This is a genomic window from Kiloniella laminariae (genome assembly GCF_027214005.1).
GTDB classification, from domain to species: Bacteria; Pseudomonadota; Alphaproteobacteria; order Kiloniellales; family Kiloniellaceae; genus Kiloniella; species Kiloniella laminariae_A.
Map to the genome: position 1 here is coordinate 89,653 of NZ_JAPWGY010000008.1, position 23,535 is coordinate 113,187.

The 23,535-nt window shown below is 50.9% G+C and carries 21 protein-coding genes; 8 read left to right on the forward strand and 13 right to left on the reverse strand.

Features of this window, described 5'->3' with window-relative positions:
- Positions 1-68 precede the first annotated feature (68 nt).
- On the forward strand, positions 69-1,007 hold the full coding sequence (locus O4H49_RS17320) for a sodium-dependent bicarbonate transport family permease (protein ID WP_269424702.1): 939 nt from the start codon (positions 69-71) through the stop codon (positions 1,005-1,007).
- The gene (locus O4H49_RS17325; RefSeq protein WP_269424703.1) at positions 1,004-1,315 is read left to right on the forward strand and encodes a P-II family nitrogen regulator; all 312 of its coding nucleotides are present in this window, start codon (positions 1,004-1,006) and stop codon (positions 1,313-1,315) included. The genes O4H49_RS17320 and O4H49_RS17325 overlap by 4 nt, the downstream gene beginning before the upstream one ends.
- Positions 1,316-1,367: 52 nt before the next feature.
- Here O4H49_RS17325 and O4H49_RS17330 read toward each other — a convergent pair whose 3' ends face one another.
- The 5 genes from O4H49_RS17330 to O4H49_RS17350 all read right to left on the reverse strand — a co-directional run bounded on the left by O4H49_RS17330 (position 1,368) and on the right by O4H49_RS17350 (position 7,989).
- Complete coding sequence (locus tag O4H49_RS17330; protein WP_269424704.1) at positions 1,368-2,903, reverse strand: indolepyruvate oxidoreductase subunit beta family protein; 1,536 nt, start codon at positions 2,901-2,903, stop codon at positions 1,368-1,370.
- Positions 2,904-2,921: 18 nt separating this feature from the next.
- Positions 2,922-5,066 (reverse strand): indolepyruvate ferredoxin oxidoreductase subunit alpha, encoded by a 2,145-nt coding sequence (locus O4H49_RS17335; RefSeq protein WP_269424705.1) that lies wholly within the window; start codon positions 5,064-5,066, stop codon positions 2,922-2,924.
- Between the two features lie 71 nt (positions 5,067-5,137).
- Positions 5,138-5,629 carry a MarR family winged helix-turn-helix transcriptional regulator gene (locus O4H49_RS17340; RefSeq protein ID WP_269424706.1) on the reverse strand — a complete coding sequence of 164 codons (492 nt, stop codon included), beginning with the start codon at positions 5,627-5,629 and terminating at the stop codon, positions 5,138-5,140.
- On the reverse strand, positions 5,626-7,194 hold the full coding sequence (locus O4H49_RS17345; protein WP_269424707.1) for a phytoene desaturase family protein: 1,569 nt from the start codon (positions 7,192-7,194) through the stop codon (positions 5,626-5,628). Before O4H49_RS17345 ends, O4H49_RS17340 begins: the two co-directional genes overlap by 4 nt.
- A gap of 3 nt (positions 7,195-7,197) precedes the next feature.
- Entirely contained in the window at positions 7,198-7,989 is a 792-nt protein-coding gene (locus O4H49_RS17350) for a cyclase family protein (RefSeq protein ID WP_269424708.1), read from the reverse strand.
- Positions 7,990-8,121: 132 nt separating this feature from the next.
- Here O4H49_RS17350 and O4H49_RS17355 point away from each other — a divergent pair, with 132 nt between their 5' ends.
- The 6 genes from O4H49_RS17355 to O4H49_RS17380 are packed head-to-tail and all read left to right on the forward strand — an operon-like array spanning position 8,122 to position 14,874.
- Positions 8,122-9,702 (forward strand): phytoene desaturase family protein, encoded by a 1,581-nt coding sequence (locus tag O4H49_RS17355; protein WP_269424709.1) that lies wholly within the window; start codon positions 8,122-8,124, stop codon positions 9,700-9,702.
- Between the two features lie 50 nt (positions 9,703-9,752).
- Complete coding sequence (locus O4H49_RS17360; RefSeq protein ID WP_269424710.1) at positions 9,753-11,282, forward strand: ABC transporter substrate-binding protein; 1,530 nt, start codon at positions 9,753-9,755, stop codon at positions 11,280-11,282.
- Between the two features lie 54 nt (positions 11,283-11,336).
- Positions 11,337-12,347 carry an ABC transporter permease gene (locus O4H49_RS17365; protein ID WP_269424711.1) on the forward strand — a complete coding sequence of 337 codons (1,011 nt, stop codon included), beginning with the start codon at positions 11,337-11,339 and terminating at the stop codon, positions 12,345-12,347.
- Positions 12,340-13,191: an ABC transporter permease gene (locus O4H49_RS17370; protein ID WP_269424712.1), complete on the forward strand. Its 852-nt coding sequence runs from the start codon at positions 12,340-12,342 to the stop codon at positions 13,189-13,191. The genes O4H49_RS17365 and O4H49_RS17370 overlap by 8 nt, the downstream gene beginning before the upstream one ends.
- Positions 13,188-14,069: an ABC transporter ATP-binding protein gene (locus tag O4H49_RS17375; RefSeq protein ID WP_269424713.1), complete on the forward strand. Its 882-nt coding sequence runs from the start codon at positions 13,188-13,190 to the stop codon at positions 14,067-14,069. Before O4H49_RS17370 ends, O4H49_RS17375 begins: the two co-directional genes overlap by 4 nt.
- Entirely contained in the window at positions 14,059-14,874 is an 816-nt protein-coding gene (locus O4H49_RS17380; protein WP_269424714.1) for an ABC transporter ATP-binding protein, read from the forward strand. Before O4H49_RS17375 ends, O4H49_RS17380 begins: the two co-directional genes overlap by 11 nt.
- A gap of 142 nt (positions 14,875-15,016) precedes the next feature.
- Here O4H49_RS17380 and O4H49_RS17385 read toward each other — a convergent pair whose 3' ends face one another.
- The 8 genes from O4H49_RS17385 to O4H49_RS17420 form a co-directional block, all read right to left on the reverse strand.
- Complete coding sequence (locus O4H49_RS17385; RefSeq protein WP_269424715.1) at positions 15,017-16,120, reverse strand: NAD(P)/FAD-dependent oxidoreductase; 1,104 nt, start codon at positions 16,118-16,120, stop codon at positions 15,017-15,019.
- A 15-nt stretch (positions 16,121-16,135) separates the two neighbouring features.
- On the reverse strand, positions 16,136-17,155 hold the full coding sequence (locus O4H49_RS17390; RefSeq protein ID WP_269424716.1) for a histone deacetylase family protein: 1,020 nt from the start codon (positions 17,153-17,155) through the stop codon (positions 16,136-16,138).
- 45 nt (positions 17,156-17,200) lie between these two features.
- Positions 17,201-18,127: a 3-keto-5-aminohexanoate cleavage protein gene (locus tag O4H49_RS17395; RefSeq protein WP_269424717.1), complete on the reverse strand. Its 927-nt coding sequence runs from the start codon at positions 18,125-18,127 to the stop codon at positions 17,201-17,203.
- Between the two features lie 11 nt (positions 18,128-18,138).
- A complete protein-coding gene (locus O4H49_RS17400; protein ID WP_269424718.1) occupies positions 18,139-19,488 on the reverse strand; it encodes an aspartate aminotransferase family protein in 1,350 nt (449 codons plus the stop codon).
- Positions 19,488-20,570 carry an ABC transporter ATP-binding protein gene (locus O4H49_RS17405; RefSeq protein ID WP_269424719.1) on the reverse strand — a complete coding sequence of 361 codons (1,083 nt, stop codon included), beginning with the start codon at positions 20,568-20,570 and terminating at the stop codon, positions 19,488-19,490. Before O4H49_RS17405 ends, O4H49_RS17400 begins: the two co-directional genes overlap by 1 nt.
- An 87-nt stretch (positions 20,571-20,657) precedes the next feature.
- Positions 20,658-21,797 (reverse strand): extracellular solute-binding protein, encoded by a 1,140-nt coding sequence (locus O4H49_RS17410; protein ID WP_269424720.1) that lies wholly within the window; start codon positions 21,795-21,797, stop codon positions 20,658-20,660.
- 45 nt (positions 21,798-21,842) lie between these two features.
- Positions 21,843-22,625 carry an ABC transporter permease gene (locus O4H49_RS17415; RefSeq protein WP_269424721.1) on the reverse strand — a complete coding sequence of 261 codons (783 nt, stop codon included), beginning with the start codon at positions 22,623-22,625 and terminating at the stop codon, positions 21,843-21,845.
- The gene (locus O4H49_RS17420; protein WP_269424722.1) at positions 22,625-23,491 is read right to left on the reverse strand and encodes an ABC transporter permease; all 867 of its coding nucleotides are present in this window, start codon (positions 23,489-23,491) and stop codon (positions 22,625-22,627) included. The genes O4H49_RS17415 and O4H49_RS17420 overlap by 1 nt, the downstream gene beginning before the upstream one ends.
- Positions 23,492-23,535: the final 44 nt, after the last annotated feature.

A 23,535-nucleotide genomic window follows, 5' to 3' on the forward strand; every position in this document is an offset into this window, starting at 1 on the left:
TCCTTGCCAGATATCCCGCTTTCCGGTGAACTGGCTCAACCGCAACAACCATTTGAGAAAATCACGCGATGGACCCGATAATTCTGTTTTTCCTGCTGGGTTTGATTGCAGCTCTCCTGCGCTCGGAACTTCGCCTGCCTCCTGCCATCTATGAGTTTCTCTCTGTCCTTCTCTTGCTCACCATCGGATTGAAGGGCGGCGTCGAACTGGCGACCCAACCCATGTCGACGCTTCTGCCCCAGATGGTTGCGGTAATTGTCATGGGATTTGTTCTGCCCCTGCTCTCCTTTCCCCTGCTGCTCAAACTGGGGCGTTTCAAACGTGCTGACGCCGCTTCTCTCGCTGCGCATTACGGATCTGTAAGTGTCGGGACCTTTGCTGTTGCTGTTGCCTATCTCGGCCACCAACAGATCGAATACGAAAGCCACATGCCCTTGTTTGTCGTTCTGCTGGAAGTTCCCGCCATCATCGTCGGCATTATTCTGGCCAAGGGCATCACCAGAGAGACCAACTGGAAAGCCCTGGCGCACGAGACCTTCCTGGGTAAAAGTATTGTTCTTCTATTAGGCGGGCTTCTGATTGGCTGGGCTGTCGGACCTTCAGGTGTTGAACCCCTCTCAGGTCTGTTCTTCAATACCTTCAAAGGGGTTCTGGCACTCTTTCTTCTGGAAATGGGCCTGATCACGGCACAACATGTCAGCAGCCTGCGTAAATATGGTATCCCCCTGATCCTGTTTGGATTGGGATTACCTCTGGCGTCAGCCTGTATTGGTGCCTTGCTTGGGAACTTGTTAGGTCTGTCTGTCGGCGGGACGACTGTTCTGGCAACCCTCGCAGCCAGCGCGTCCTATATCGCCGTCCCTGCTGCAATAAGAACGGCCGTACCCGAAGCCAACCCGGCACTCTCGCTAGCAGCCTCGCTCGGCATTACCTTTCCTTTCAACGTCCTTGTTGGCATCCCTCTCTACCACAGACTGGCTCTCCAGATTTCAGGAACCCCGTTATGAGTGATAAAAAACAACCAAAACTCGTTGTCATCATTACAGAGTCCGTTATTGAAACAACGCTCCTCACCGACCTGGAAGTGCTTGGTGTCAAAGGCTTTACCATCTCGGATGTACGCGGAAGAGGCCACCGCGGTACCAGAGCTGGCGAATGGGGGATTGATGGCAATATCAGAATTGAAATCGTTTGTGGAGAATCTCTTTCAGACCAGATCCTCGCGTTTCTCGAGCAGAAATATTATGACAACTACGCCATGATCACCTACTGCAGTGATGTCAGCGTCATTCGCCCTGAAAAATTTTTGGGATAAAAATTTTTGGTGTGAAATTTTGAGGAAATGTCCTTTAGTCTCATTGAAAGGTTCAGACAAAAGACCTGATCGTTTTCAGAGCGCCGTCTAACGCCTCTCCTTTTTCATCCTTAAGAGCTGCCTCACGCAACCGGCTCGCCCAGTCAGCAGAATCTTTCCGGGCAGAAACCAGCGCAATTCCCTCAAGGACCCGATCAAATTTGGATAGGCCTCGGGCATGGGTATCCGAATAACCTTTAACAATTCGACGGCAGCGCAAAACCTCAACCGCCAGAGCATAATTCTGATCAAGATAACCAAGCGATACAGAAAGCCATCGCTCCATATGCTCTATCTCCGTTGCATGTCTCAGGCTTCGAAGACGCCATCCCCGAAGTCCGCCGAGGAGGTATAACAAGGCAAAAGCAAAAAAACTGTCCGTACGAAGACGCCGTCCTTTACAGAAGTAGTGTTCTATCCGCTCCATCCAGCTTTTTTGAGCCTCGATCTTTCGCCCCCATCTGACGGGCAACAACCCTACCAGTTCTTCGGCTCTCGGGTGCATAAATTCGGTGATCTTCATCAGGGCCTCACTGCTCACTCCCATTTCACCCCGAACTCGCTGGAAACGGTTGCCGCGGGTTTTCAGATCAGCTACCCGAATAACGTCATCATAGGCCATGGCATTGGCAATATATTTTGCCGCTTCCCGGGTCAGACGAAACCCTTCATGCGCATGATCTTTTCCAAGAACCCTATCCAGTCGATCAAGATAACTTTGTCCATAGTCAAGGTCCTGAAAATCCACCACCTTGTGTAACCCTGCCGTGGTAATTTCCTGCACTTCTGTTGGAAATTCCTGAATACGGCGTAGCAGAAGGTGCCAGTTTTGTAACAGTTTTTCCGAGCCCTGAACCCTGTACTTTTTACTACCAGCAGCAACAACAGTCTCTGCCGGTGTTTCCGGGTTGCTGGCAACAGAAAACGCCTGACCGAAGGCTGCAAGACTGGTTTCCACCCCTTTTCCGGAAGCACGGATGGCCTCTTCAAAGGTCTCTCTGGCAAAAGGCAGCGCGCCAGAGCCTGCAAGTGCACCGAACAGACTAGATGAGATCACCGAACCGGAATCAACCGCGACTTTTTCCATGTCAAACATGATCAGCCGTTGCGCCGCGGCTTCAGCAGCGACACGAACATCCCGGGAATCAACAGTGCCATCGCCGGGCACCATCTTTTCCGATACCGCCAGAGAACGGTGGGTTGAAGTGATCAGGGTCGTACGATCAGGGGTCACAAACCCCCGCAAAATTGCCCGGCCAGCTTCTATCATCTCCGCAGCAATCAGGATATCTACATCCCCTGCTGCCGGAGCCAAGGAAAACACAGGGGCGCGCTCCCCATCAGGAGCCATTTCTATATAATAAATTGTTGCTCCGGTCCGCTGAGCTACCCCCGCAACAGAAGTGGCCTGAACAGCATATCCGTTTGCCTGAGCAACAGCTTCGATCCAGCTGGTAAGAACACCTCCGCCCTGCCCCCCCACAGCCATCACCGCCAGCTTGATCAAGCCCTTCATTTGTGGGTCCAATGCCTGAGCTTTCAAATTCATTTGCGCACCAACCATATTCTAAAGCTCCACAAACTCGAGTTTTCCACGCTGTCGACGCGACTGTAACCAGTTGATTATTTGAATCCGAAACCTGGTACATAGTTTTTCAATCCAGCCAGGATTATGAACAACATCAACCCGGTAGAAGGAAGGACAAAGGACAGCAGCATCGGCAACCTCGCCGCAATTGCCACAGCCGACACAGGTCTGGTCAATGCTGGCGACAGGATCATCCCGCAAAGGATCATCCAGTTTTTTAAGGGATAACGAAGGGCAACCGGACAAACGGATACAGGCGTGATCTCCCGTACAGACATCTTCATCAACGCCAAACCGCGGTGCCTCGACACGGCGTCCCTCTTTAATTGCCTTGTTTCGAAGCGGTTTTTCCCGGCGTTGCTTGTTCAGCATACATTCAGATGACGCAACAATGACTTTTGGGCCGTCATAATCTGTTGTTAAAGCCTCTCGTATGATTTCCCGCATTTTCGGAACATCATAGGTCCGATCGATTTGCCGTACCCAGTCAACACCGACACCTTTGAGCGCCTTGGTAATCGGATGGTTCGTTGATTTGCTTTTGCTCTCGGCCCGCGAGGACATCAGGTCCTGTCCGCCCGTAGCGGCTGCATAGTGATTATCGACGATAACAGCCACACTGTCTGACCTGTTATAGACCATGTTGCCAATTGAGGACGACAAACCGTTGTGCCAGAAACCTCCATCCCCCAGAATTGAAATTGGCCGCCGTTCTCCACCCCCGCCGAAAGCCGCATTGGATGCAGGACCAAGACCATAACCCATGGTTGAGCCTCCGATCTCGAAGGGCGGCAGTGTCGCGAAAAGATGGCACCCGATATCCGCGGTAATCTGGTGCAGCCCCAGTTCCTGTTCTACCAACTTTAGAGCCGCAAAAATTGGCCGCTCTGGGCAACCCGTGCAAAATCCGGGAGGACGAATGGGAACGCTGGCGGATAAATCGGGAAAAGACGGCGCAACAGAATTCGGGGCCAATACTTGTCCCGAAAGCAGTTCCGGGGCCGCTTTGCGCAGGAATCCTGTAACACCTTCCAACAAAACCTGGCCTGTGTATTCACCGGCCATCGGCAGAATGTCTTTGCCAAAGAGCCTAACTGTGCTTCCCGCACGAAGCAGCATTGTTGACAGGCCTTGTTCAATAAATTCCGGTTGCCCTTCTTCAACAACCAGAACACTTTCCTTGCCTTCACAAAATTTCAGAAATTCGTCATTCACCAGTGGATAGGTAACATTCAGCACATAAAGCGGAACTTGAGTATCTCCGTGCAAATCAGCAAGGCCAAGCCGCTGCAAGGCCCGGATAACCGAATTGTACATTCCCCCCTGAAGAACAATACCGACCTGTGATCTGTCCGGGCCAAAACGTTCGTTCAACTGCTGTTCCATGATAAATTTTTCGGCCTTTGGCCAGCGGTTGTTTATTTTATCCTGCTCATGGGCATAAGACATTGGCGGCAGAACCACCCGTGAAAAATCCCGTTGCGGATTGGACAAGGCCGCTTTGACGCTCAAGGGAGGAGCAATATTGTCACGGGTCTCGATACTGCCCGTAACATGGCAGGATCTGATCCGTAACATCAACATTACTGGCGTTCCAGATGCCTCTGACAGCTCGAAACCATCTTCAACGGCCTTGACGATCGACTGCAAATTCGGGCGCGGATCAAGCAACCAGAACTGTGACTTCATGGCAAAGGCATGGCTGCGTTCCTGCATGATAGAGGACCCCTCGCCATAATCTTCTCCCACAATGATAAGGGCACCACCGGTAACGCCGGATGAGGATAAATTCGCCAAGGCATCGGATGCGACATTGACACCGACAGAACCTTTGAAAGTAACCGCCCCTCGGATCGGATAATGTACAGATGCAGCAAGCATCGCTGCAGCTGCGGCTTCTGACGCATTTGCCTCATACCGCACACCAAGCTCTGATAAAATCTCCTCTGCATCGGCCAGAACATCCATCAGATGACTGATTGGCGCCCCCTGGTATCCCCCGACATAACCGACACCACATTCAAGCAGTGCCTTGGTAATGGCCAGTATCCCCTCGCACCGGAGTGTTTCGCCCTGCCCAAGTTTGAGTTTTTGCACTTCTTTGGCGAAAGAACGCTCGGCCATTAATAGAGTTCCTGTTTTGAAGATACGACTTCGAGAGAGGCAATCCTCTGAAAATGTCGTGTCAGTTGTGATTAAAAGTCATGTTTTCTGATGTTTGAGAGAATTTTCTGCAAAGTACCTACAAAAGCCCGACGCTCATCTTCATCAATTGCCTCAAGCATCTGGTCATAGCTTTTCGCCATATGAGGCCAGAGCCTGTCAAATGCCGCACGCCCGGAATCAGTAATAAAAACCCTAACTGCCCGACTGTCTTCCGGATCAGATTCACGACGGATCAGTGCATCAAGTTCCAGAGCATCCAAAGCTCTGGAAAGCGTTGATTGCTCCACGACCGCATACACGGCAAGCTGCCATATCAGAATACCGTCAGTTACAGACAAGACCGCCAGCGCACGCATTTTGGGTGTTGTCAGGCCCAATGTAGCCATCTCATCCCGCAAACTGGCGTTATACCGCCCGATAATCCGGTTCATCAAATATGGTACAAACTGCTGTAACCCGATCTCACCCAGACTGGGCAACCTCGTTGCCTTATTCTCTTCAGATGACGGTTGATCCATCATGCTCCCATCCTTTTTGCCAGCAAATAACCAGAACCACCCCCAAGGCCCGGCCCGGGATGGGTCGAGGCACCAATATGGTGCAGATTCTTGATTGTTGTGCCAGAATTTACCGAGTGGGCAAAGGGACGCCAAACAAAGAACTGATCAATTTCACAGGATCCACCATAGGGATCTCCCCCCACCAGATTGATGTTGATGGCTGCCAAATCGGCGGGCGAATAGGCACGACGTTTCAGTACGCTCTTTTTAAAATCCTTGATATGATTTGAAAGAATACTTTCGATGCGATCAGCAAAAGCTTCGCGCAAGCTTTCCGTCCATTCTGCTGTCGTCGGCAACTGACCAGCCGCATCACCTTTTATCAAACGCGGAGCATCCGGAACCTGTATCCACAAGATTGCCTTGCCAGCTGGACAGCGGCTCGGGTCGAGCTGATGCGGTTGCCCGACACAGATTGTTGGCACTTCCGGCAACAGCCCCCGCTCTGCCTCATTGGCTGATTTCGAGACTGCATCAATCCCTTCACAGAGATGTATCAGGGCAACTTTATCAAGCCCTTCGGCAATCCACTCCGGAGAAGCCTCCAGAGCATAATGAAGTTGAAAATTTCCCCTGCCGTGCCGAAACTCAGTCGAAATGCTGTATTCCTCGTCAAGTTTCTCCTCCCGCAACAGCCGCTGATACAGCTGACCGGGAGCAACCGACACAGAGACATTATCAGCTTCAACGCGTTCACCGCTTGACGTAACCACACCACAAGCCTGGCCATTTTCGACGATCACCTTGTCCACGTCGATGCCGGTTCGTATGACGCCACCACGCTCTTCGATTAAGGATCGAAATGCTGCAACAGCCCCCCCGGCACCTCCTTTAACCACAGGTGCGCCTGCAGCTTCCAGAGCAAAAGCAATGACCTTGCCCATCTGGCCAGAGAAACTGGAAGAAGGCGTTAGTCCCGCGTGTAACACCCAGGGCGCCCAAAGCGCCTGAACCAAAGGGGATTTATAGGTTGCCTCCAGCCATGCCCGGGCAGGCACAAGCGCCTGCCCTATCCAGGAAACAAGACCTCTGGGGCCACGCCTCCATGCCTGAACCAGTATGAGCCTGAAAGTTGACCAGGACCATAGACGCCCTCCGAGCAAGGCGAACAGAAATGCCGCATCATCTTCAATATTCCCGACATCTTGTGCATGACAATCACCATCCCCACCAGCAAGGTCATTCCAGGACTGGACATTGGCACTTCGATCGGTAGACAACACAAGGCTCGAACCATCCGGGCACAAAACAGCCGTGGGATACGCTGTATGACAAAATTCCAGCCCATGTCGCGCAAGATCTTCGCCGAGAACAGCATAGGCCGGAGAAGTCAGGAAAAGAACAAAAGTTGCAGCCATCACATCATGATGGTACCCCGGCAGCGTTATTTCCTCTGTCCGCAGGCAGCCTCCCAAAACATCCGAACGTTCCAGAATCAGGACCTTGTCACCCTTGCCAGACAGCATGGCTGCAGCGACAAGCGCGTTGATACCTGATCCAACAATGATGTGATCGTAGCGCTGCACCTGTTACCCCTTTGGCACCAGAGCCAGTGCCCGGATCGGACTGCCCGTTCCACGCACAATCTTCAAGGGAGCCGCAATCAGGATCGCTCCCTTGGCAGGCAGCCTGTCAAGACAGTTCAGGCTGGCCAGACCATAGCGATTTGCTGCATGCAAAAGGTTGTGCGCCGGGTATGGTGGGTTCATTCCCCCTGCCTGCCCCGCATCAGTGCCAATACATTCATTCCCCCAACCAACAATCCCTTTAGACAAAAGGTACTGGATACAGTCTACTGTTGGCCCAGGAGAATGAGGGCCGCTCTCATCAGCATTTAAAAAGGCAGAGGTATCATTACTGCGTTTGTACCAGTCAGAACGCATGACAACCCACTCGCCAGAACTGATCTCGCCGTGTACTTCTTCCCAGGCACGCACAGCATCTGCTGACAACAGAAAATCAGGGTTTTTAGCCACTTCATCAGAACAGTCGATCACGTTGACCGGCGCGACCAGTCTCTGCATCGGAATGGTATCCGTATAGCCATCCTCAAAATCTTTGCCTGTGATCCAATGATGGGGAGCATCAAAATGTGTCCCCGAGTGTTCACCAAGTTTCAGCCAGTTCCAGGCGAAAAAAGGCCCGTCTTCATCATATTCTGAAATCTTGTGAATTTCGATTTTCGGCGTGTTTTTTGCGAAATCTTCAGGCAGCTGCAGGATTGGTGTGTCAGGACCAAGACTTCCTGAAAGGTCCACGACCTCTACTTTGCCATCAAGCAATAAAGCACCCAGTTCTCCCAGTACGGACGATGAATTCATCGACGAACTCTCCTCTGTTAATTAGTTAACCAGTTTCGACAACCGCGTCGCACCAGCTTTTGATTGATTAAGTAGATACTAGACAAATTTATATGCATTTGCAATAATCATTACAAATCGCGGGAGAAATTTATGTCTGAAACATTCGACGCCGTATTCATAGGTGCAGGTCATAACAGCCTGGCTTGCGCAGCCCATCTCGCGACAAAGGGCTGGAGTGTCGGAATATTTGAACAAGCCCCCACTGCAGGTGGCGCTGTTAAGACTGATGAATATACGGCGCCTGGATTTAAGAGCGACTGGGCAGCCATGAATCTGTCTCTTTTCGCAGGATCACCATTTTTCAGCGCCTACAAGCAGGATCTACTTGACTGTGGGCTTGAATTCATTCCTGTGAAAAATTGCTTTTCATCGGCATTCCCGGACGGGTCCTGGCTCGGTGTGACGACCGACCTGTCAGAAACTCTGTCCAGAATTTCCGCCTTCTCACCAGAAGATGCAAAAACCTGGAACTCCCTGGTAAAGGAATTCCCCAAAGAGTCAGAGACATTATTCAGCTTACTTTCCTGCCCGATAAATTTAAATGCATTAGCATGTTTATTGACAAAAATTGTTTTCAGAAAGGGTCCTTCCGGAACAAAAGAACTGTTCCAGTTTTTGCTTTCCTCTTCACGGGTCTGGCTGGACACAACTTTTCAAAGTGAACATTTGAAGGCAACCCTCGCCGCCTGGGGGATGCATCTTGATTTTGCCCCAGATATTGCTGGTGGCGCCTTGTTCCCCTACCTCGAAGCCATGGCCAATCAGAGTTTCGGCATGGTTATCGGTAAAGGGGGGGCAGCTACTCTCACCAATGCCTTAACAACGATGGTTCAATCTCGAGGGGGAAAAATTGAATGCAACGCACCTGTGTTACGTATCCAGAGGGATAACAAGGGGAAAGCAACGGCAATTGAGCTGGATAACGGGAGGGTAATTACCGCCAAACGTGCCGTCATCGCCAATGTTGCACCCGGAGCACTGATTGAAAAACTATTGGATAGAACCTCTGGACATAAAAAATATGACTCGAAGATGCGTGGTTTTTCACATGCCCCCGGCACCATGATGATCCACCTTGCTGTCGACAACCTCCCCAATTGGACAGCCAGTCCGGATTTGCAAAAATTTGCCTATGTTCACCTTGCCCCATCGATGGATCAAATGGCCCGAACCTATCAACAGGCCAAAGCCGGGCTGTTGCCCGACGAACCGGTAATCGTGGTTGGACAACCCACCACTGTCGACCCTTCCCGCGCCCCAGAAGGAAAACATGTCCTCTGGATTCAGGTGCGTATGGTTCCCGCTGATATCAAAGGGGATGCAAAAGGAGAGATCACGGGAAGATCCTGGGGAGAAACCGTTACGCCTTACACAAAAAGGGTGCTGGATATTATCGAAAATTACGCCCCCGGATTTAAAGCCTCTATACTGCACAAACGCACGGTGACCCCGCTCGAACTGGAACAGGAAAACCCAAATCTTGTCGGTGGGGATCAGGTTTGTGGCAGCCACCATCTCCACCAACATTTCCTGTTTCGGCCCGCAGCGTCTCATGCATCGGGTGAAACACCAGTTAAAAACCTGCATTTGATAGGCGCCGCCACCTGGCCGGGCGCAGGTCTCGGGGCGGGCTCTGGCTTTGCTCTTGGGCAGAAATTGGCCGGAAAATAAAAAATAAAAAATAATCAAAAATAAAAAAACAACGAACAGGGATCAGAGAAATGAACATAAGTCGGCGAAATTTACTAAAAATATCAACCGCAGCTGCAGCACTTGTCAGCCTGCCAACAACTGTTTTTTCCCAAATAACCATCGATGAACTGGTGATTGCTTACAATGTCAACCTGCCTTCCTGGGACCCGACGGTCGGCCCTTCGGCAGTAAACCCCACGATTCAAGGTATTTACCAATCTGTCTTTGACCTTTTTATCGCTCAAAACCCCGATCTCAGCTTCAAGCCCGGCTTGATCACGGACTGGGGATGGAACGACGACAACAGTAAAATTCACATGACAGTACGTGAAGGAGTTGTCTGGCACGACGGTTCCCCCTTCACCGCAGAGGATGTCGTCTGGTCGCTCGAACGGGCTGGTAATCCGGAAACAGGAAATCCCATTCAGTTTATCTGGGGGAAAATTGGTAATTACAGTATTGATGGCAACAAAATTACAGCGGATGTTCTGCAATTTGAGCCGACGATTTTCAAATGGATGTCCTTCCTCACCGGATATATCCTTCCCAAGGCTTATTATGAACAAGTTGGCGCTGAAGGCTTCGAGGCTGCTCCAATCGGTACCGGCCCATACAAGGTAGATAAATTTGAACGGAACGCTTACGTTCGACTGAAAGCCAATCCTGATTATTGGGGCGAAAAACCGGACTTCGAAACAGTAACAATCAAATTTGTTACGGATGCTTCCAGCCGTGTCGCCGAAATCGCGTCCGGAAACTCGCACGTCACCCTGGAAATGCCCTATGAAGAATATGATCGTCTGAAAGAGAAATCAGGTCTTGCAGGCATCGCCAAGCCGATTTCGGATATCGGAATGATCTTTCTCAATGATATAGAGGTCATGAAAGACCCGAATGTGCGCATGGCCGCGGCCCATGCCATCAATAAACAGCTGATCATCGACCGCCTGCTTTCCGGTTACGGTGTTGCCATTGACACGTTACAAACGCCGGATTATACGGCCTACGATTCATCTATCACCGTTCCCTATGATCCAGAAAAATCCAAAGCTCTGCTGGCTGCGTCAGGTTATTCTCTCGACAACCCGGTGAAATTTAAAATCCAGTCGACCCGCGGGTTCAAGCCCAAGGACTATGAAATGGTTCAGGCAATTGTCGGCTTGTGGCGCAAGGTCGGAATTGAAGCCGAGATCGAAGTTTACGAAATTGCCAAACATTACGAACTCAGAGCCGCCGATCAACTCGCACCAGCAGCATTTTATAACTGGGGCAACGCAATTGGTGACCCGACAACCTCAACCGGATTTTCAATGTTTGGACCGTCCCCCCATTCCGTCTGGGATGGTCAGGATCTGATCGATAAAATTCTCCCGCTCTGGGGTGAAGCCGATGAAAGCAAACGGATCGCCGGCTGGAAAGAAGTCGATCGTTTTGTTGCTCAGGAAGCACTGGTTATTCCGCTATTGCAATATGTACAGCCCGTACTGCATGTCGCCGGGGTGAAAGTCACCCCCCATGCCTCCGGTGCTTTGTTACCCCAGCTGATGTACCGCGCCTGATTCAACAACCTTGCCGGGGCCCTCCCCGGCAAGGTTCCCTTAGAAAGTTGCCTTATGTCGCTGTTTCCGACGATCTTTCTGCGCCTGCTTACAACGTTGATCACCTTGTTTGGTGTCGCTGTGATTATCTTTGTCATCATTCGCGTTGTACCAGGCAATCCCATTGCCATGATGCTTCCTCCCGGCGCAACTGATGCCGATATTCAACGCCTTCAGGCACTCTACGGGTTTGACAAATCAATTCTGGAGCAGTTCCTGATATGGATCTCTGATGTTGTACGTGGAGATTTTGGCACCTCTATCTCTTTGCGCCAACCGGTTTTGAACCTGGTACTCGAACGTTTACCAGCAACGCTGGAGCTCTCTATAATCGCCTTGATCCTGGCCGTAGCCATTGGCCTGACACTGGCCATTACCGGCACACGCCTGAGAGGCAGCCGGTTCGAATCCCTGATTGATATGACCAACGGGATCGCTTTATCACTCCCGGATTTTCTCTGGGCCTTACTCTTGATCCTGCTTTTTGGTGTGCTCTGGCCTCTGTTTCATATATCTGGGCGGATTTCTCCAGCTCTGGATCTTCCCTTTACGTCCCAGTTTTACCTGTTCGAAAGCCTGCTGCGATTGCGGCTGGATCTCAGCCTGGATCTTCTGTCTCATATGTTCATGCCGGCCCTTGCCATGGCAATCCCCTTGGCAGCCATTATCGGGCAACTACTCAAACAGTCACTGAAAGAAACCATGCACCTGGATTATGTCACGCTTTCCCGAACCAAGGGGTACAGCGAAAATCATGTAATCATCCGCGAGGCCCTCCCCAATGCGATCTTGCCCACGCTTACACTGATCGGGGTGCAATTTACCTTTCTGATCGGAGGAACAGTCATCATTGAACGCCTTTTCTCATACGAAGGCCTTGGGAATATGGCCATAGATGCCGTCATCAATCGTGATCTGCCGCTTATACAGGGCATCGTGATCCTTTTTGCGCTCATCTTTACCCTTGTAAATCTGATCGTGGACATGTCTTACGCCCTGCTAAACCCGAGGCTTCGTCATGCGTGAGCACCGCAAAAAAACAAAACAGCGTTTGGGAATCAGGCTCTGGCTTTCGGGGGGATGGTTACTTGTTCTGATCGCCATAGCCCTGCTTGCCCCCTGGATCAGTCCTAAAAACCCTCTGGAACAGGACCTTTTTGCGGCCCGGTTACCGCCATTCTGGATGGCTGGTGCCGAACCAGGATTCTGGCTGGGCACTGACAGCCTGGGGCGCGACGTACTCAGCCGTATCCTTGAGGGAAGCCGCATCGCTCTGCTGGTCGCCTTCATCGCGGGAACCGCAACTTGCCTGATCGGCGCAACCTTGGGGATGATCGCAGGATTTTACCGTGGCTGGGCCGATCGGATTATTTCCCGTTTTGTGGACATCTGGATGGCCTTTCCCCCTGTTCTCTTTGCCATTCTTCTGGTTGCCGTTATCGGGACCGGACTGACCTCGATTATCATTGCCATCGTTGTCATTGACTGGACCCGTTTCTGCCGGGTGGTAAGGGCCGAGGCCATGACCCAGGGGCAAATGGATTATGTCGCTTCTGCACAGGTTGCCGGACAAAAAAGATTTGGCATTATGATTGCTGAAATCCTGCCCAATGTCATTCCGACCATTGTCGCCCTTCTCACATTGGAAATGGGGATTGCCATCATCGTCGAAACCATTCTGTCTTTCGTCAACCTGTCGATTTCAAGTGATGCCCCAACCTGGGGCGGAATGATCGCAGAAGGCCGTACTTCTATCTACCAGGCCTGGTGGGTTCTGATCTTCCCCTTGATAGTCCTTTTTCTCACGGTCCTTTCCTTCAGCCAGTTTGGTGAAGGCCTCAAGGACCGTTACGATCCGGTGCTCCGATGATGAAACCCTTCCTCAGTATCAAAAATCTGACCGTCAGCCTGAAAAGCAGCAAAGAGCCCTTGCTTCGCTCAGTGTCGCTTGACCTCGCCGCTGGCAACGTTCTGGGCCTGGTCGGCGAAAGTGGTGCGGGCAAAAGCATGATAGGTAAAGCCATACTCGGGATTTTACCGCAAGCTGTCGAGATCACGGCCGGAGAGATATGGCTTAATGACCAGGAACTCCTTCGCAAGCCTGCAAAAGAGCGCCGAAAATTCATTGGCGCCAGTACAGCACTGATCCCCCAGGACCCTCTCACAGCCCTGAATCCTTCCCGCCGTATTGGTCCTCAGATCACCGAGCGCCTGGTTGACATTCTCGACTGGAAAAAAGATGCAGCCCTAGCCAGAGCGCTCGAGTTGCTAAACGAAGTTCAAATCCCGGACCCGGAAAGAGTTATGCACAGTTACCCCCACGAAATATCCGGGGGCATGCGTCAACGCATTCTTATCGCTTCGGCTTTTGCGGCTAATCCCAAGCTGATCATTGCCGATGAACCGACAACCGCATTGGATGTAACCGTCCAAAAACAGATTCTCCACTTGATAGCTGATCTACAGGCACGCCATCAAACTTCACTGCTGTTTGTCACTCATGATCTGGGTGTTGTTTCCAAGGTCTGTCAGCACCTGAGCGTACTCTATGCTGGCAAGGTTATTGAAGCCTCGGAAATCAGGGATTTTTTCAAGAACCCCAAACACCCCTATTCAAGAGCCCTCCTTGCCGCCACGCCAAAATACAATGACCCTGCAAGCTCCCTCACCCCTGTTCCTGAAGAAGTAATCGCAGAGGTGGAAGCAGAGATCTTTGCCCCCCGAACGGAGTGCTCCCATGTCAATTGATTGTCCTGTTTATCAAGTTCAGAATCTTCATCTGTCCCTTGCGGATATGACGCAAAAATCCTTCTTTGGCAGTGCTCCTCAAATCAACATCCTTAAAGATATCTCTTTTGATATTATGAAGGGGGAGGTCCTGGGCATCGTCGGCGGATCAGGATCAGGAAAATCGACATTGGGCCGGACAATGATCCGTCTGCTTGAACCGTCGCAAGGCAGGATATTTTTTGAGGGACAAGATATAACCCATTTGCCGGAAGAGAATTTACGACCTTTAAGACACCGTTTCCAAATGATATTTCAAGACCCGATGTCTTCGCTCAATCCAAGGCGTAAAGTCGGCAGGATCATAGAAGGCCCGCTGAAATTACACGGCTTTGATCGAATTTCAGAACGGATGGCAGAAGCTCTGGATTTAGTTGGCTTGCCACGCAGCTTTCAAGGACGTTACCCTCATGAACTTTCTGGTGGCCAGCGCCAGCGGGTCGGTATTGCCCGTGCCATTGCTACCCGACCTGATTTCATCCTCGCAGACGAAATTGTCTCGGGACTGGATGTCTCATCCCAGGCCCAAGTCCTCAATTTACTGGCAGATCTTGTACGTGAACTCGGCCTCACCCTGGCCTTCATCAGCCACGACCTGGCAGTTATCCGAAGACTGTGCTCCCGGGTTCTCGTTTTGAAACACGGCCAAATAGTCGAGTTATCAACAACTGAAAGACTATTCGAGGCCCCAAGCTCGGATTACACACGCGAACTTCTCAACGCAATTCCTCTCCCCGATCCTGATCAGATATGGGCCACAAACTAAAGGCATAAAATGAGTGAAATTAATACATTTAAAATCACAAAATCACCTGATATCTATTTGCTTACAAACAAAAAACATCAATTTCATTGTAAAGAATTATCCACAAATATGATCCAGATTAAACGCCAGCTTAATATTCACATTACCCTTTAAAACGTTCCGGACTAAGAGCCGCGACTGTTTCCAAAGATAATACAGGAGACCTTCCCAGACAGATATCGGCAACCAGATCCGATAACGCAGGGGCTGTCTGTATCCCGTAACCCCCTTGACCAGCAAGCCAGATAAAACCCTCGGCCTCTGGCGCATAGCCAACAACCGGCGTTCGATCTTTTACAAAGCTCCGCAAGCCAGCCCAGCTTTTATCAACCCGTGTTACAGGCACCCGCACAGCCTGTTCGTATCGATGCAGTCCCTCTGCCAGAACCATATCGTCCACAAAAGCATCGTGGGGTTCTACAGGATCCTCATCCGCAGGGGAAACCATGAGCTTGCCCCCCTCTGGTTTGGCATACCATTGCTCGGAAGCACTGGCGAAAAGCGGCCATTTCATGATGTCATGATCATCCGGCGGCGGCAAAAGTGCCGCTGAGCGACGCATCGGAACAAGCCCAACTTTCCTGACCTGTGCCATAGCAGCCACCTCATCAGCCCAGGCCCCGGCGGCATTTATCAGTATCTTTGCCTCAAAGATTCCCGAAGCTGTTTCCACCTGCCAGACACCGCCAGTCCTGGTAATCGACTGTGCAGCAGCATTGGTGACAATCTGCCCCTTATTATGTTTCATCATTCTGGCAAAGCCCTGCAAGAGCCTGTCAACGTCAATATCCTGTGCCTTGGGTTCGTAAGCTGCTGCAGCGATCTTTTCCTTGCGCAAAATTGGCACCAGATCAACAGCCTGGTCAGCACTCAGGGTCTCGATGCCACTGGAACCTTCCAGATAATTCTTGAGATCATCTACCTCCGCTTCCGTCGCGACCAGTATCTCTCCACGCGGTGACAAGAGACTGCTGTCGGAAATTCCCTCTGGCTCCAGCAACACAGGTTCTGATACGGCATTCAACGCCCGCAGCGTCTTGTTACCATAATTACGGATAAAGATTGCTGCACTTCGCCCGGTAGAGTGATAGCCAAAAGCATTCATTGCCTCCAGAACGGTTACACTTGCTTCCGGGCTAATTCTGGCAGCAGCCCCAATGCCAGCAATCCCGCCCCCGATAACCAAAACATCCGAAGTATAGGTCATTTTTTTCCACCCCCTTTAAGATTCAAACCCCTGCAGAAACGAAGCAAGATTATCTGACAATTCTTCGCACAGATAGCCCCCTTCCTGTACCAGAAGTGTTGGCAAGTTAAGGGTTTTTATTGCCCCGGCTATTCGAGAGAATCCCGATGTTGTGATCGAGAACCCCTGTAGAGGATCTTTTTCATAAGGATCAAGCCCCAGTGCAACAACCAGTACATCTGCGCCAAATGAATTAATCCGGGCAAGCGCCTTTTCTAGGGTAATAAGATAATCATCGTCTCCCGTGCCACGCGGCAGGGGAAGGTTCAGGTTATACCCTGCCCCTTCTCCCTCGCCCCGTTCCTGGGCACCTCCCCAGAAAAAAGGATAAAAGCGATCAGGATCAGCATGAATAGACAAGGTCAGAACATCCTTGCGCTCATAAAATATCCCTTGGGTTCCATTACCGTGATGAACATCGATGTCCAGAATGGCGGGCCTGCGCCCTGCCCGCAGCAATTGCTCTGCGGCAATAGCTGAATTATTCAGAAAACAGAACCCCCCCGCAAGATCAGCAAAGGCATGGTGTCCCGGTGGTCGACAAAGAGCATAGGCGGCTTTTTCACCACCATTAATAAGATCCACACCTGTAAGCGCCGTTTGTGCTGACCAATAGGCAGCTTCCCATGTTCCAGAAGAAATCGGACAGGCTGTATCTGCCTGATGGTATCCCGCCTGCCCCACGGCAGATTTAGGATAATTGGCACTACGAGTCATCGGATGGATATTTGGAATAACTTCATCCGATGACCCATCTATTCTCTGCCAGCGCAGATGAATGGTTTCCAGAAAGGCCAGATACTCTGCTGAATGGATCGCCGCAATCGGTCCAAGACCATAATCCTTGGCTTGCACGGGCTCACAGCCGGAAGCTTGTGCCCCCTTTTGCAACAATCTGACTCTCTCTGGCTGTTCTGGATTGGGAAGTGCAACCCCGTTGGCAAAAAAATGCTTTGGGTCATGCCCCTTTTGACGTTCATCAAAGACATATTTCATGGTGCACCTCTACTGGTTTTCAAAATTATGTGTGCGGGCGGTTTTCTAGAATTTAACACTGGCTCGTCCTTTCAAGTGAAGGAGAGCGCGGGCCTCATCGGCAGTGGCGACTTCCCGACCCAGGTGTTCAACAATTTCCCTGATCTTTACAACCTGTTGTGCGTTGGATCTGGCTAAAGTGCCCTTTGTAATATTCAGATTGTCCTCAAGCCCGACCCGGACATGACCACCCATTGCAGCAGACATTGCGGCCATTTTCATCTGGTGACGCCCGGCGGCCAGAACAGAAAAGGCATACCCTTCCCCAAACAGCTTGTCAGCAATACGCTTCATATGGGTCAGGTTTTCTGGGTCAGCCCCCATTCCTCCCAATACGCCAAATACAAACTGGATGAAAAGCGGTGCATGAATCAGGCCACGGTCAACAAAATGTTTGAGCATATAAAGGTGCCCGAGGTCATAACATTCGAACTCAAATCTTGCGCCGCGTTTTTCTCCCATTTCCGTGAGCACATAGGCTATATCCCGCGGCGTGTTCTTGAAGACGAGATCGTCTGAGTTTTCCAGAAATGGTCGTTCCCAATCGTGTTTCCATTTCTTGATCCGTTCGGCAATCGGATAGAGGGCAAAATTCATGCTCCCCATATTCAGGGAACACATCTCGGGCTCGACCTGAAGCGCGGCAGCCAAACGGTCTTCCAGTGACATCAGGGCACTTCCCCCTGTAGACAGGTTTAATACTGCATCAGATTTCAGTTTAATACCTGGAAGAAACCCCATGAAATCATTACATAAAGAAGACGGTTCTCCTGTAGATGGGTTCCGTGCATGCAAATGAATAATCGCAGCCCCGGCTTCTGCCGCCGCGACCGATTGAGCCGCGATTTCCTCACCCGTGATCGGCAGATAAGGCGACATCGAAGGCGTGTGTATAGAGCCCGTAACCGCACAGGTAATGATTATCTTACTCATGGGACAAGCCTTTATCTTTCGATGGGTACTTGAGCTTCAGCCGCAAACGTATCCAGGGATCTGATCAACATGATCATGATTTCCTCCACCTGCTCTGCTGTCGTAATCATTGGGGGACAGACGAGAAAGTGATCCCCTTCCAACCCGCCGCGGGTTCGGCGCGAATAGATAATAAGCCCGTTGGAATAGGCAATATCGACAAGTCGATCAAAAGCTGACAGCTCTTTGGGGAGAGGTTGCATTGTGTTGCGATCACTGACCAGTTCAAAGGCCAGCAACAACCCGATACCTCTGACATCTCCGATAAAAGGATATCGTGCCATCAATCCCGTCAGGCGATGCTTAAGAATTGCTCCAACAGTTTCGGCATTTTTCAGGAGGTCCTGAGCTTCGATCTGTTCAATAACAGCAAGACCAGCTGCACAAGCCAGAGGATTTCCAGCATAGGTGAACCCGTGTAAAAATCCTCCTCCTGCCATTACAGCATCGACAATATCATTATGGGCAATCATCGCACCAAGCGGGACATATCCTGCAGAAAAGCCTTTTGACAACACCAGAATATCAGGAGAAACACCCCAGTGTTCGCCCGCAAAAAAACGTCCGGTGCGCCCACCGCCTGTCATGACCTCGTCATGGATCAAAAGGATATTATAACGGGTACAGATCTCGCGAATACGCTCCATATAGCCAGCTGGCGGCACCAGAGCACCCGTCGAAGCCCCGCCTACTGGCTCGACAATAAACGCCAATACACTTTCGGGACCTTCTTCAAGAATACACTGCTCCAGCATATCGGCATAATGATAGCCCGTTTCGGGAATATCCGGGTCTAAACCATCAAGATAGGCCGTCGGTGCCGGAATTTTAGGCATCACACGCATCATGGGGTCAAAGGGTTTGCTAAGCGATGTAAAGCCTGTCAGGGCAAGCGCCCCCAGAGTACAGCCGTGATAACTGGGATAACGGGAAATAACTTTCCAGCGCTTGGGCTGATCTGAAGCAAGGGCGTATTGCCGGGCAAGCTTGATCGCGCTTTCTACGGCCTCTGACCCGCCTGAGACAAAAAAGACTTTATCCAGTCCCTCGGGAGACAAGGCTGCGACTTTGCTCGCAAGCAGTTCTGCCGGTTCTGTTTCAAAATGCAGGCGATAGCCAAATGTAGATTTTTCCATTTGCCGGCGCATGGCCTGCAGCACGTTCTCATTCGAATGTCCGATGTTGCAAACCATCGCCCCGGATGATCCGTCGAGATAGCGTTCACCATCAACATCCCACATATAAATCCCTCGTGCCTGATCAAGAACCGGGCGACGATTATGTGATTGATAGAAGAGGTGACTTTTCTGTCTAACAGCCATCACCCCTCTCCCTTCAGTGCAACACAATCCTGAGCCTTAAAGCGTACAGAAACAGCATCTCCCGCGTTAAAGGGTTGATTTTCAATCATGTTGAGCGCCTGTAACTGCTGATTTCCGGCGCGGACAAAATAGCGCACGGCCTGCCCCTGATAATCCACGGTCTCGACAACCCCCTCCACACTGACTCGATTATCCAAAGGTGTGTCTGCAGCAACCAGACAGAGTTTCTCTGCCCGGATCACCAGCTTTGCCACCATCCCGGCAACAACATCGCGGGCTTTTTCCCTGGGCAAACTGACTGAACCAAGATGCCCTGCATTAATGCGCGCATCCGTCTCATCAGCATTCTCGCACAGCACATCAAGAATGTTCGATGTACCAAGGAAATCAGCAACAAAAGTACTTTCCGGATTATCGTAAACATCCTTCGGAGCACCTATCTGCTCTATACGACCTTCTGACATCACGACCAGTTTGTCTGACATCGCCAGAGCCTCTGATTGATCATGAGTGACAAAAACGGTTGTGATGCCGGTCTTCTCCTGAATGCGCTTCAACTCGATCCGCATATTTTCGCGCAAATTTGCATCCAGGGCAGAAAGAGGCTCATCGAGCAACAGCACATCCGGCTTGATCACAATAGCCCGTGCAAGGGCAATGCGCTGCTGTTGTCCACCGGACAGCTGGTTGGGATAACGTCTCCCGACATCTGGAAGCTGAACAAGCTCGAGCACATCTTCCACACGACGCTTTATCTCGGCGTTGGACACATTGCGGTATTTCAGGCCAAAAGCGACGTTGTCATAGATGGTTTTATGAGGAAACAAAGCGTAGTTCTGGAAAACAATACCAAGGTTTCTTTTGTGCATCGGTATATTATTGACCAATTGCTCCCCGATGCTGATCTCTCCCTCCGTCGGGTCAAGAAGGCCAGCAATCATCCGCAAAGTTGTCGTCTTGCCGCAACCGGATGGTCCAAGCAGGGTTACGAAACTGCCTTCCGGTATGTCGAGAAACATCGGGTGTACAGCCGTTAAGCCGGCAAATCGTTTGACTATATTTCTCAAACTGACGGAGCTCACAGGTAGCCTCCAGAAACTAGACTTGTTAAGAGATCCTCTGCCGCAGATATCGCGGCAGAGGAGGATGCTGGGAAAGATACTTTACGATCAGTACCCTTTCTGGATGCGGCCGAATTCTTTGGACCAGGCTTGCTGGTTGCCGTTCCAGTAATCTGAATTGGCAAAGGTCAGGCCAGACAGGGTCCCTGTAGGATCAAACGCAGGCAGCGTCGGAATTTTCTTGCCGAGGTCAACCTTCGCCGGATCAAGGGCCGGTGGATAGTTCTGTCCCTCGGCAACAGCAATGGAAGCCTCGCTCGAGAGCATGAAGTTCAGCAACTGCTCACATTCCTCCATTGGTGATCCCTTGAGAACAAAGAGACATTCCTGCCAGCCAAAGCCATTTGGCGGATCCATATAACCGATATCGTGCCCCTGCTCCTGAAGGGCAAAGACCCGGCCAGACCAGGCTTCTGTGACATAGATCTCTTCTTCGGCAAGCAAGGACATCAGCTCTGCACCAGATCCCCAGTATTTCAGCAACAGGTCTCTATGGGTGCGGATAGCGGCCCAGATCGCGTCCATATCTGTTGCGTTATTCGGATCCTGGCCTGTCTGCAACGCGGCATACCAGATACGGGTACGCCAATCACTCCACCCGCCTATTTTTCCCTTGAGGCGTTCATCCAGAAGGATTTTTGCACCCTTTTCCTTCATTTCCTCGTCAGAAATGTGTTTGCGGTTATAGGCAATTCCAGTGGTTCCATAATCGAAAGGCACACAGGAAAGCTTTCCATCAGTAACACCTCGGAAAACATCGACCAGCTTGGGAATTACATTTTTCAGATTTGGAATATTGTCTTCGTTCAGTGTGCTGGTCAGACCCAGTTCATGATAGCGGGCATAGTCAAAAACACCCGATAGATGAGCGATATTATACTCACCGTTTTGGCTGGCCTTCACTCGGGAGATGTACTCATCACCACTACCAAAGGTACCATCAACAACGTTGACACCTGTCGCCTTTGTAAAGGGGTCAAAAGCATGTTTGCGAAATGCTTCGGATACCACACCACCCCATCCGTCAAAACGAACTTCTTTTACGGCTGACAGCGCATTTTTCGCAAACGGCGTGCTGACACCATACGCCAACCCCGCAGCACCGATCAGCCCCAGGAAAGAGCGACGATCCACATCGCCACTTTTATAACGATCGAGCAAACGGTCATATCTTTTTGAATTGTCCATTGTTTTATCTCTCTGTTCTAGGGTTATTATTATGACGTTACGTGATTATTGCTGTTTCATTGCGATGCGCCGGGCGATCCCCACCCCGATCAGAGGCAGGCCCACAGTCAGGATAATCATGATGGATCCCAACGCATTTATTTCGGGGGAAATTGAATTCCGCAGCATAGAGAAGATCTGCGTCGGTACAGTTTCTATACCGCCGGGTTTCCAGAACAGGGTCCCGGTGATGTCATCAAAACTGATCGTAAAGGCAAAGAGCATGCCTGCAAAAACCGCGGGAGCAAGCAGTGGAAGTGTTATCTGGAAAAAAGCCTGAACCGGATTGGCGCCAAGGCTCATCGCCGCTTCTTCATAGTCCCTGCGAATGCTGACAAGACGAGCCTGAACGACAAGAACAACAAAAGGCAGCGTGAAAATCACATGCCCCAGAAGCAGCAAGAAAAAGCTTTTGTGAAAGGAAAGGAAATTCAGGAACAGCAACAGAGCTACTGCCAACACGACCTCCGGCACCAGTACGGGAGCAATCAGCAGCGTCGAGATCAGGTCGCGTCCCGGGATTTTGTAGCGAACCAGGGCCAGGCTGGCGAGCACACCCAGAAAAGTTGAGATCAGTGCCGTGAGGGTTCCAAGGACAATAGACGTTTTAAACGCCCGCAGGATCGCGTCATTCTGCCAAAGCTCGATGAACCATCGAAATGAGAAACCTGTGATGGGAAAGCTGCCGAACTGATTGTCGTTAAAGCTCAACAGAACCACGACCACGACAGGTAGAAACATGAAAAGATAAACCGCTGCTGTCCAGGCGCGAATAATTGACCAACCCATCAGCTTAAACCTTTCATGAGTTGAGCCATTCCGAAGAAACGGTTGTAGACAAAGACCAATGTTCCGAGCACCGCAACCAGTACCAGAGACAGCGCCGATCCAAGCGGCCAGTCGAGTTGCGTGATAATCGCCTCAAAGACAAGGTTGGCAAACATTGCATCCCTTGGTCCCCCGAGGACCAGTGGCGTGATATAGGTTCCGGCCGCAAGCACGAAACACAGCAGCCCCCCCGCCGCCAAGCCGGGAAGAGACAACGGCAGGGTTACCTCTAGAAAACTCTGCCATCTTGTTGACCCTAGCGAACAGGCTGCATCTTCAAGCGTCTCGTCAATGCCTTCAACGCTGACATAGATATTAAGAATCATGAATGGCAGCAGGAAGTGAACCAGTCCCAGAATAACTGTCGCTTCATTATAAAGCAGCTGGAGCGGTGTCTCGATAATTCCCAGAGCAAGCAGCATCGAGTTCAGCGCCCCGGATACACCCAAAATGTTGATCCATGACATTGTACGAATGATGTAGCTGATCCAGAAGGGCAGCATCAGAAACATCAGTAACATCGCCTTGTTCCCCCGCGACCGGGCGATGAAGTAGGCCGTGGGATAACCCAACACAGCGCAGAGCAGGGTGGTAACGGCTGCGATCTTCAAGGTGTTGAACAGGATATCGCGATAAAAGGGATCCGTAACAACTTCAATCCAGTTGGTCAGATAAAACCCAGGTTGATCTGACCCGTTTGCTGTTCGTAACCAGAAGGAATAGACGACAACAAAAAGCACCGGCACAACCAGCAGGAAAAAGATCGTTGCTAATGCCGGGGAAAGCAGCAACCAGGGTTGCCGGGCTTCTCGTGTCTCTCGTGCCATTTAATTCGCCCTGTTGTTTACCCAATGATTTATCCGGAGATCTA

Coding starts and splice junctions, on each gene's coding strand:
- O4H49_RS17320 (WP_269424702.1), top strand. CDS start 69: ATGGACCCGATAATTCTGTTTTTCCTGCTGGGTTTGATTGCAGCTCTC.
- O4H49_RS17325 (WP_269424703.1), top strand. CDS start 1,004: ATGAGTGATAAAAAACAACCAAAACTCGTTGTCATCATTACAGAGTCC.
- O4H49_RS17330 (WP_269424704.1), bottom strand. CDS start 2,903: ATGAATTTGAAAGCTCAGGCATTGGACCCACAAATGAAGGGCTTGATC.
- O4H49_RS17335 (WP_269424705.1), bottom strand. CDS start 5,066: ATGGCCGAGCGTTCTTTCGCCAAAGAAGTGCAAAAACTCAAACTTGGG.
- O4H49_RS17340 (WP_269424706.1), bottom strand. CDS start 5,629: ATGATGGATCAACCGTCATCTGAAGAGAATAAGGCAACGAGGTTGCCC.
- O4H49_RS17350 (WP_269424708.1), bottom strand. CDS start 7,989: ATGAATTCATCGTCCGTACTGGGAGAACTGGGTGCTTTATTGCTTGAT.
- O4H49_RS17355 (WP_269424709.1), top strand. CDS start 8,122: ATGTCTGAAACATTCGACGCCGTATTCATAGGTGCAGGTCATAACAGC.
- O4H49_RS17360 (WP_269424710.1), top strand. CDS start 9,753: ATGAACATAAGTCGGCGAAATTTACTAAAAATATCAACCGCAGCTGCA.
- O4H49_RS17365 (WP_269424711.1), top strand. CDS start 11,337: ATGTCGCTGTTTCCGACGATCTTTCTGCGCCTGCTTACAACGTTGATC.
- O4H49_RS17370 (WP_269424712.1), top strand. CDS start 12,340: ATGCGTGAGCACCGCAAAAAAACAAAACAGCGTTTGGGAATCAGGCTC.
- O4H49_RS17375 (WP_269424713.1), top strand. CDS start 13,188: ATGATGAAACCCTTCCTCAGTATCAAAAATCTGACCGTCAGCCTGAAA.
- O4H49_RS17380 (WP_269424714.1), top strand. CDS start 14,059: ATGTCAATTGATTGTCCTGTTTATCAAGTTCAGAATCTTCATCTGTCC.
- O4H49_RS17385 (WP_269424715.1), bottom strand. CDS start 16,120: ATGACCTATACTTCGGATGTTTTGGTTATCGGGGGCGGGATTGCTGGC.
- O4H49_RS17390 (WP_269424716.1), bottom strand. CDS start 17,155: ATGAAATATGTCTTTGATGAACGTCAAAAGGGGCATGACCCAAAGCAT.
- O4H49_RS17395 (WP_269424717.1), bottom strand. CDS start 18,127: ATGAGTAAGATAATCATTACCTGTGCGGTTACGGGCTCTATACACACG.
- O4H49_RS17400 (WP_269424718.1), bottom strand. CDS start 19,488: ATGGCTGTTAGACAGAAAAGTCACCTCTTCTATCAATCACATAATCGT.
- O4H49_RS17410 (WP_269424720.1), bottom strand. CDS start 21,797: ATGGACAATTCAAAAAGATATGACCGTTTGCTCGATCGTTATAAAAGT.
- O4H49_RS17415 (WP_269424721.1), bottom strand. CDS start 22,625: ATGGGTTGGTCAATTATTCGCGCCTGGACAGCAGCGGTTTATCTTTTC.
- O4H49_RS17420 (WP_269424722.1), bottom strand. CDS start 23,491: ATGGCACGAGAGACACGAGAAGCCCGGCAACCCTGGTTGCTGCTTTCC.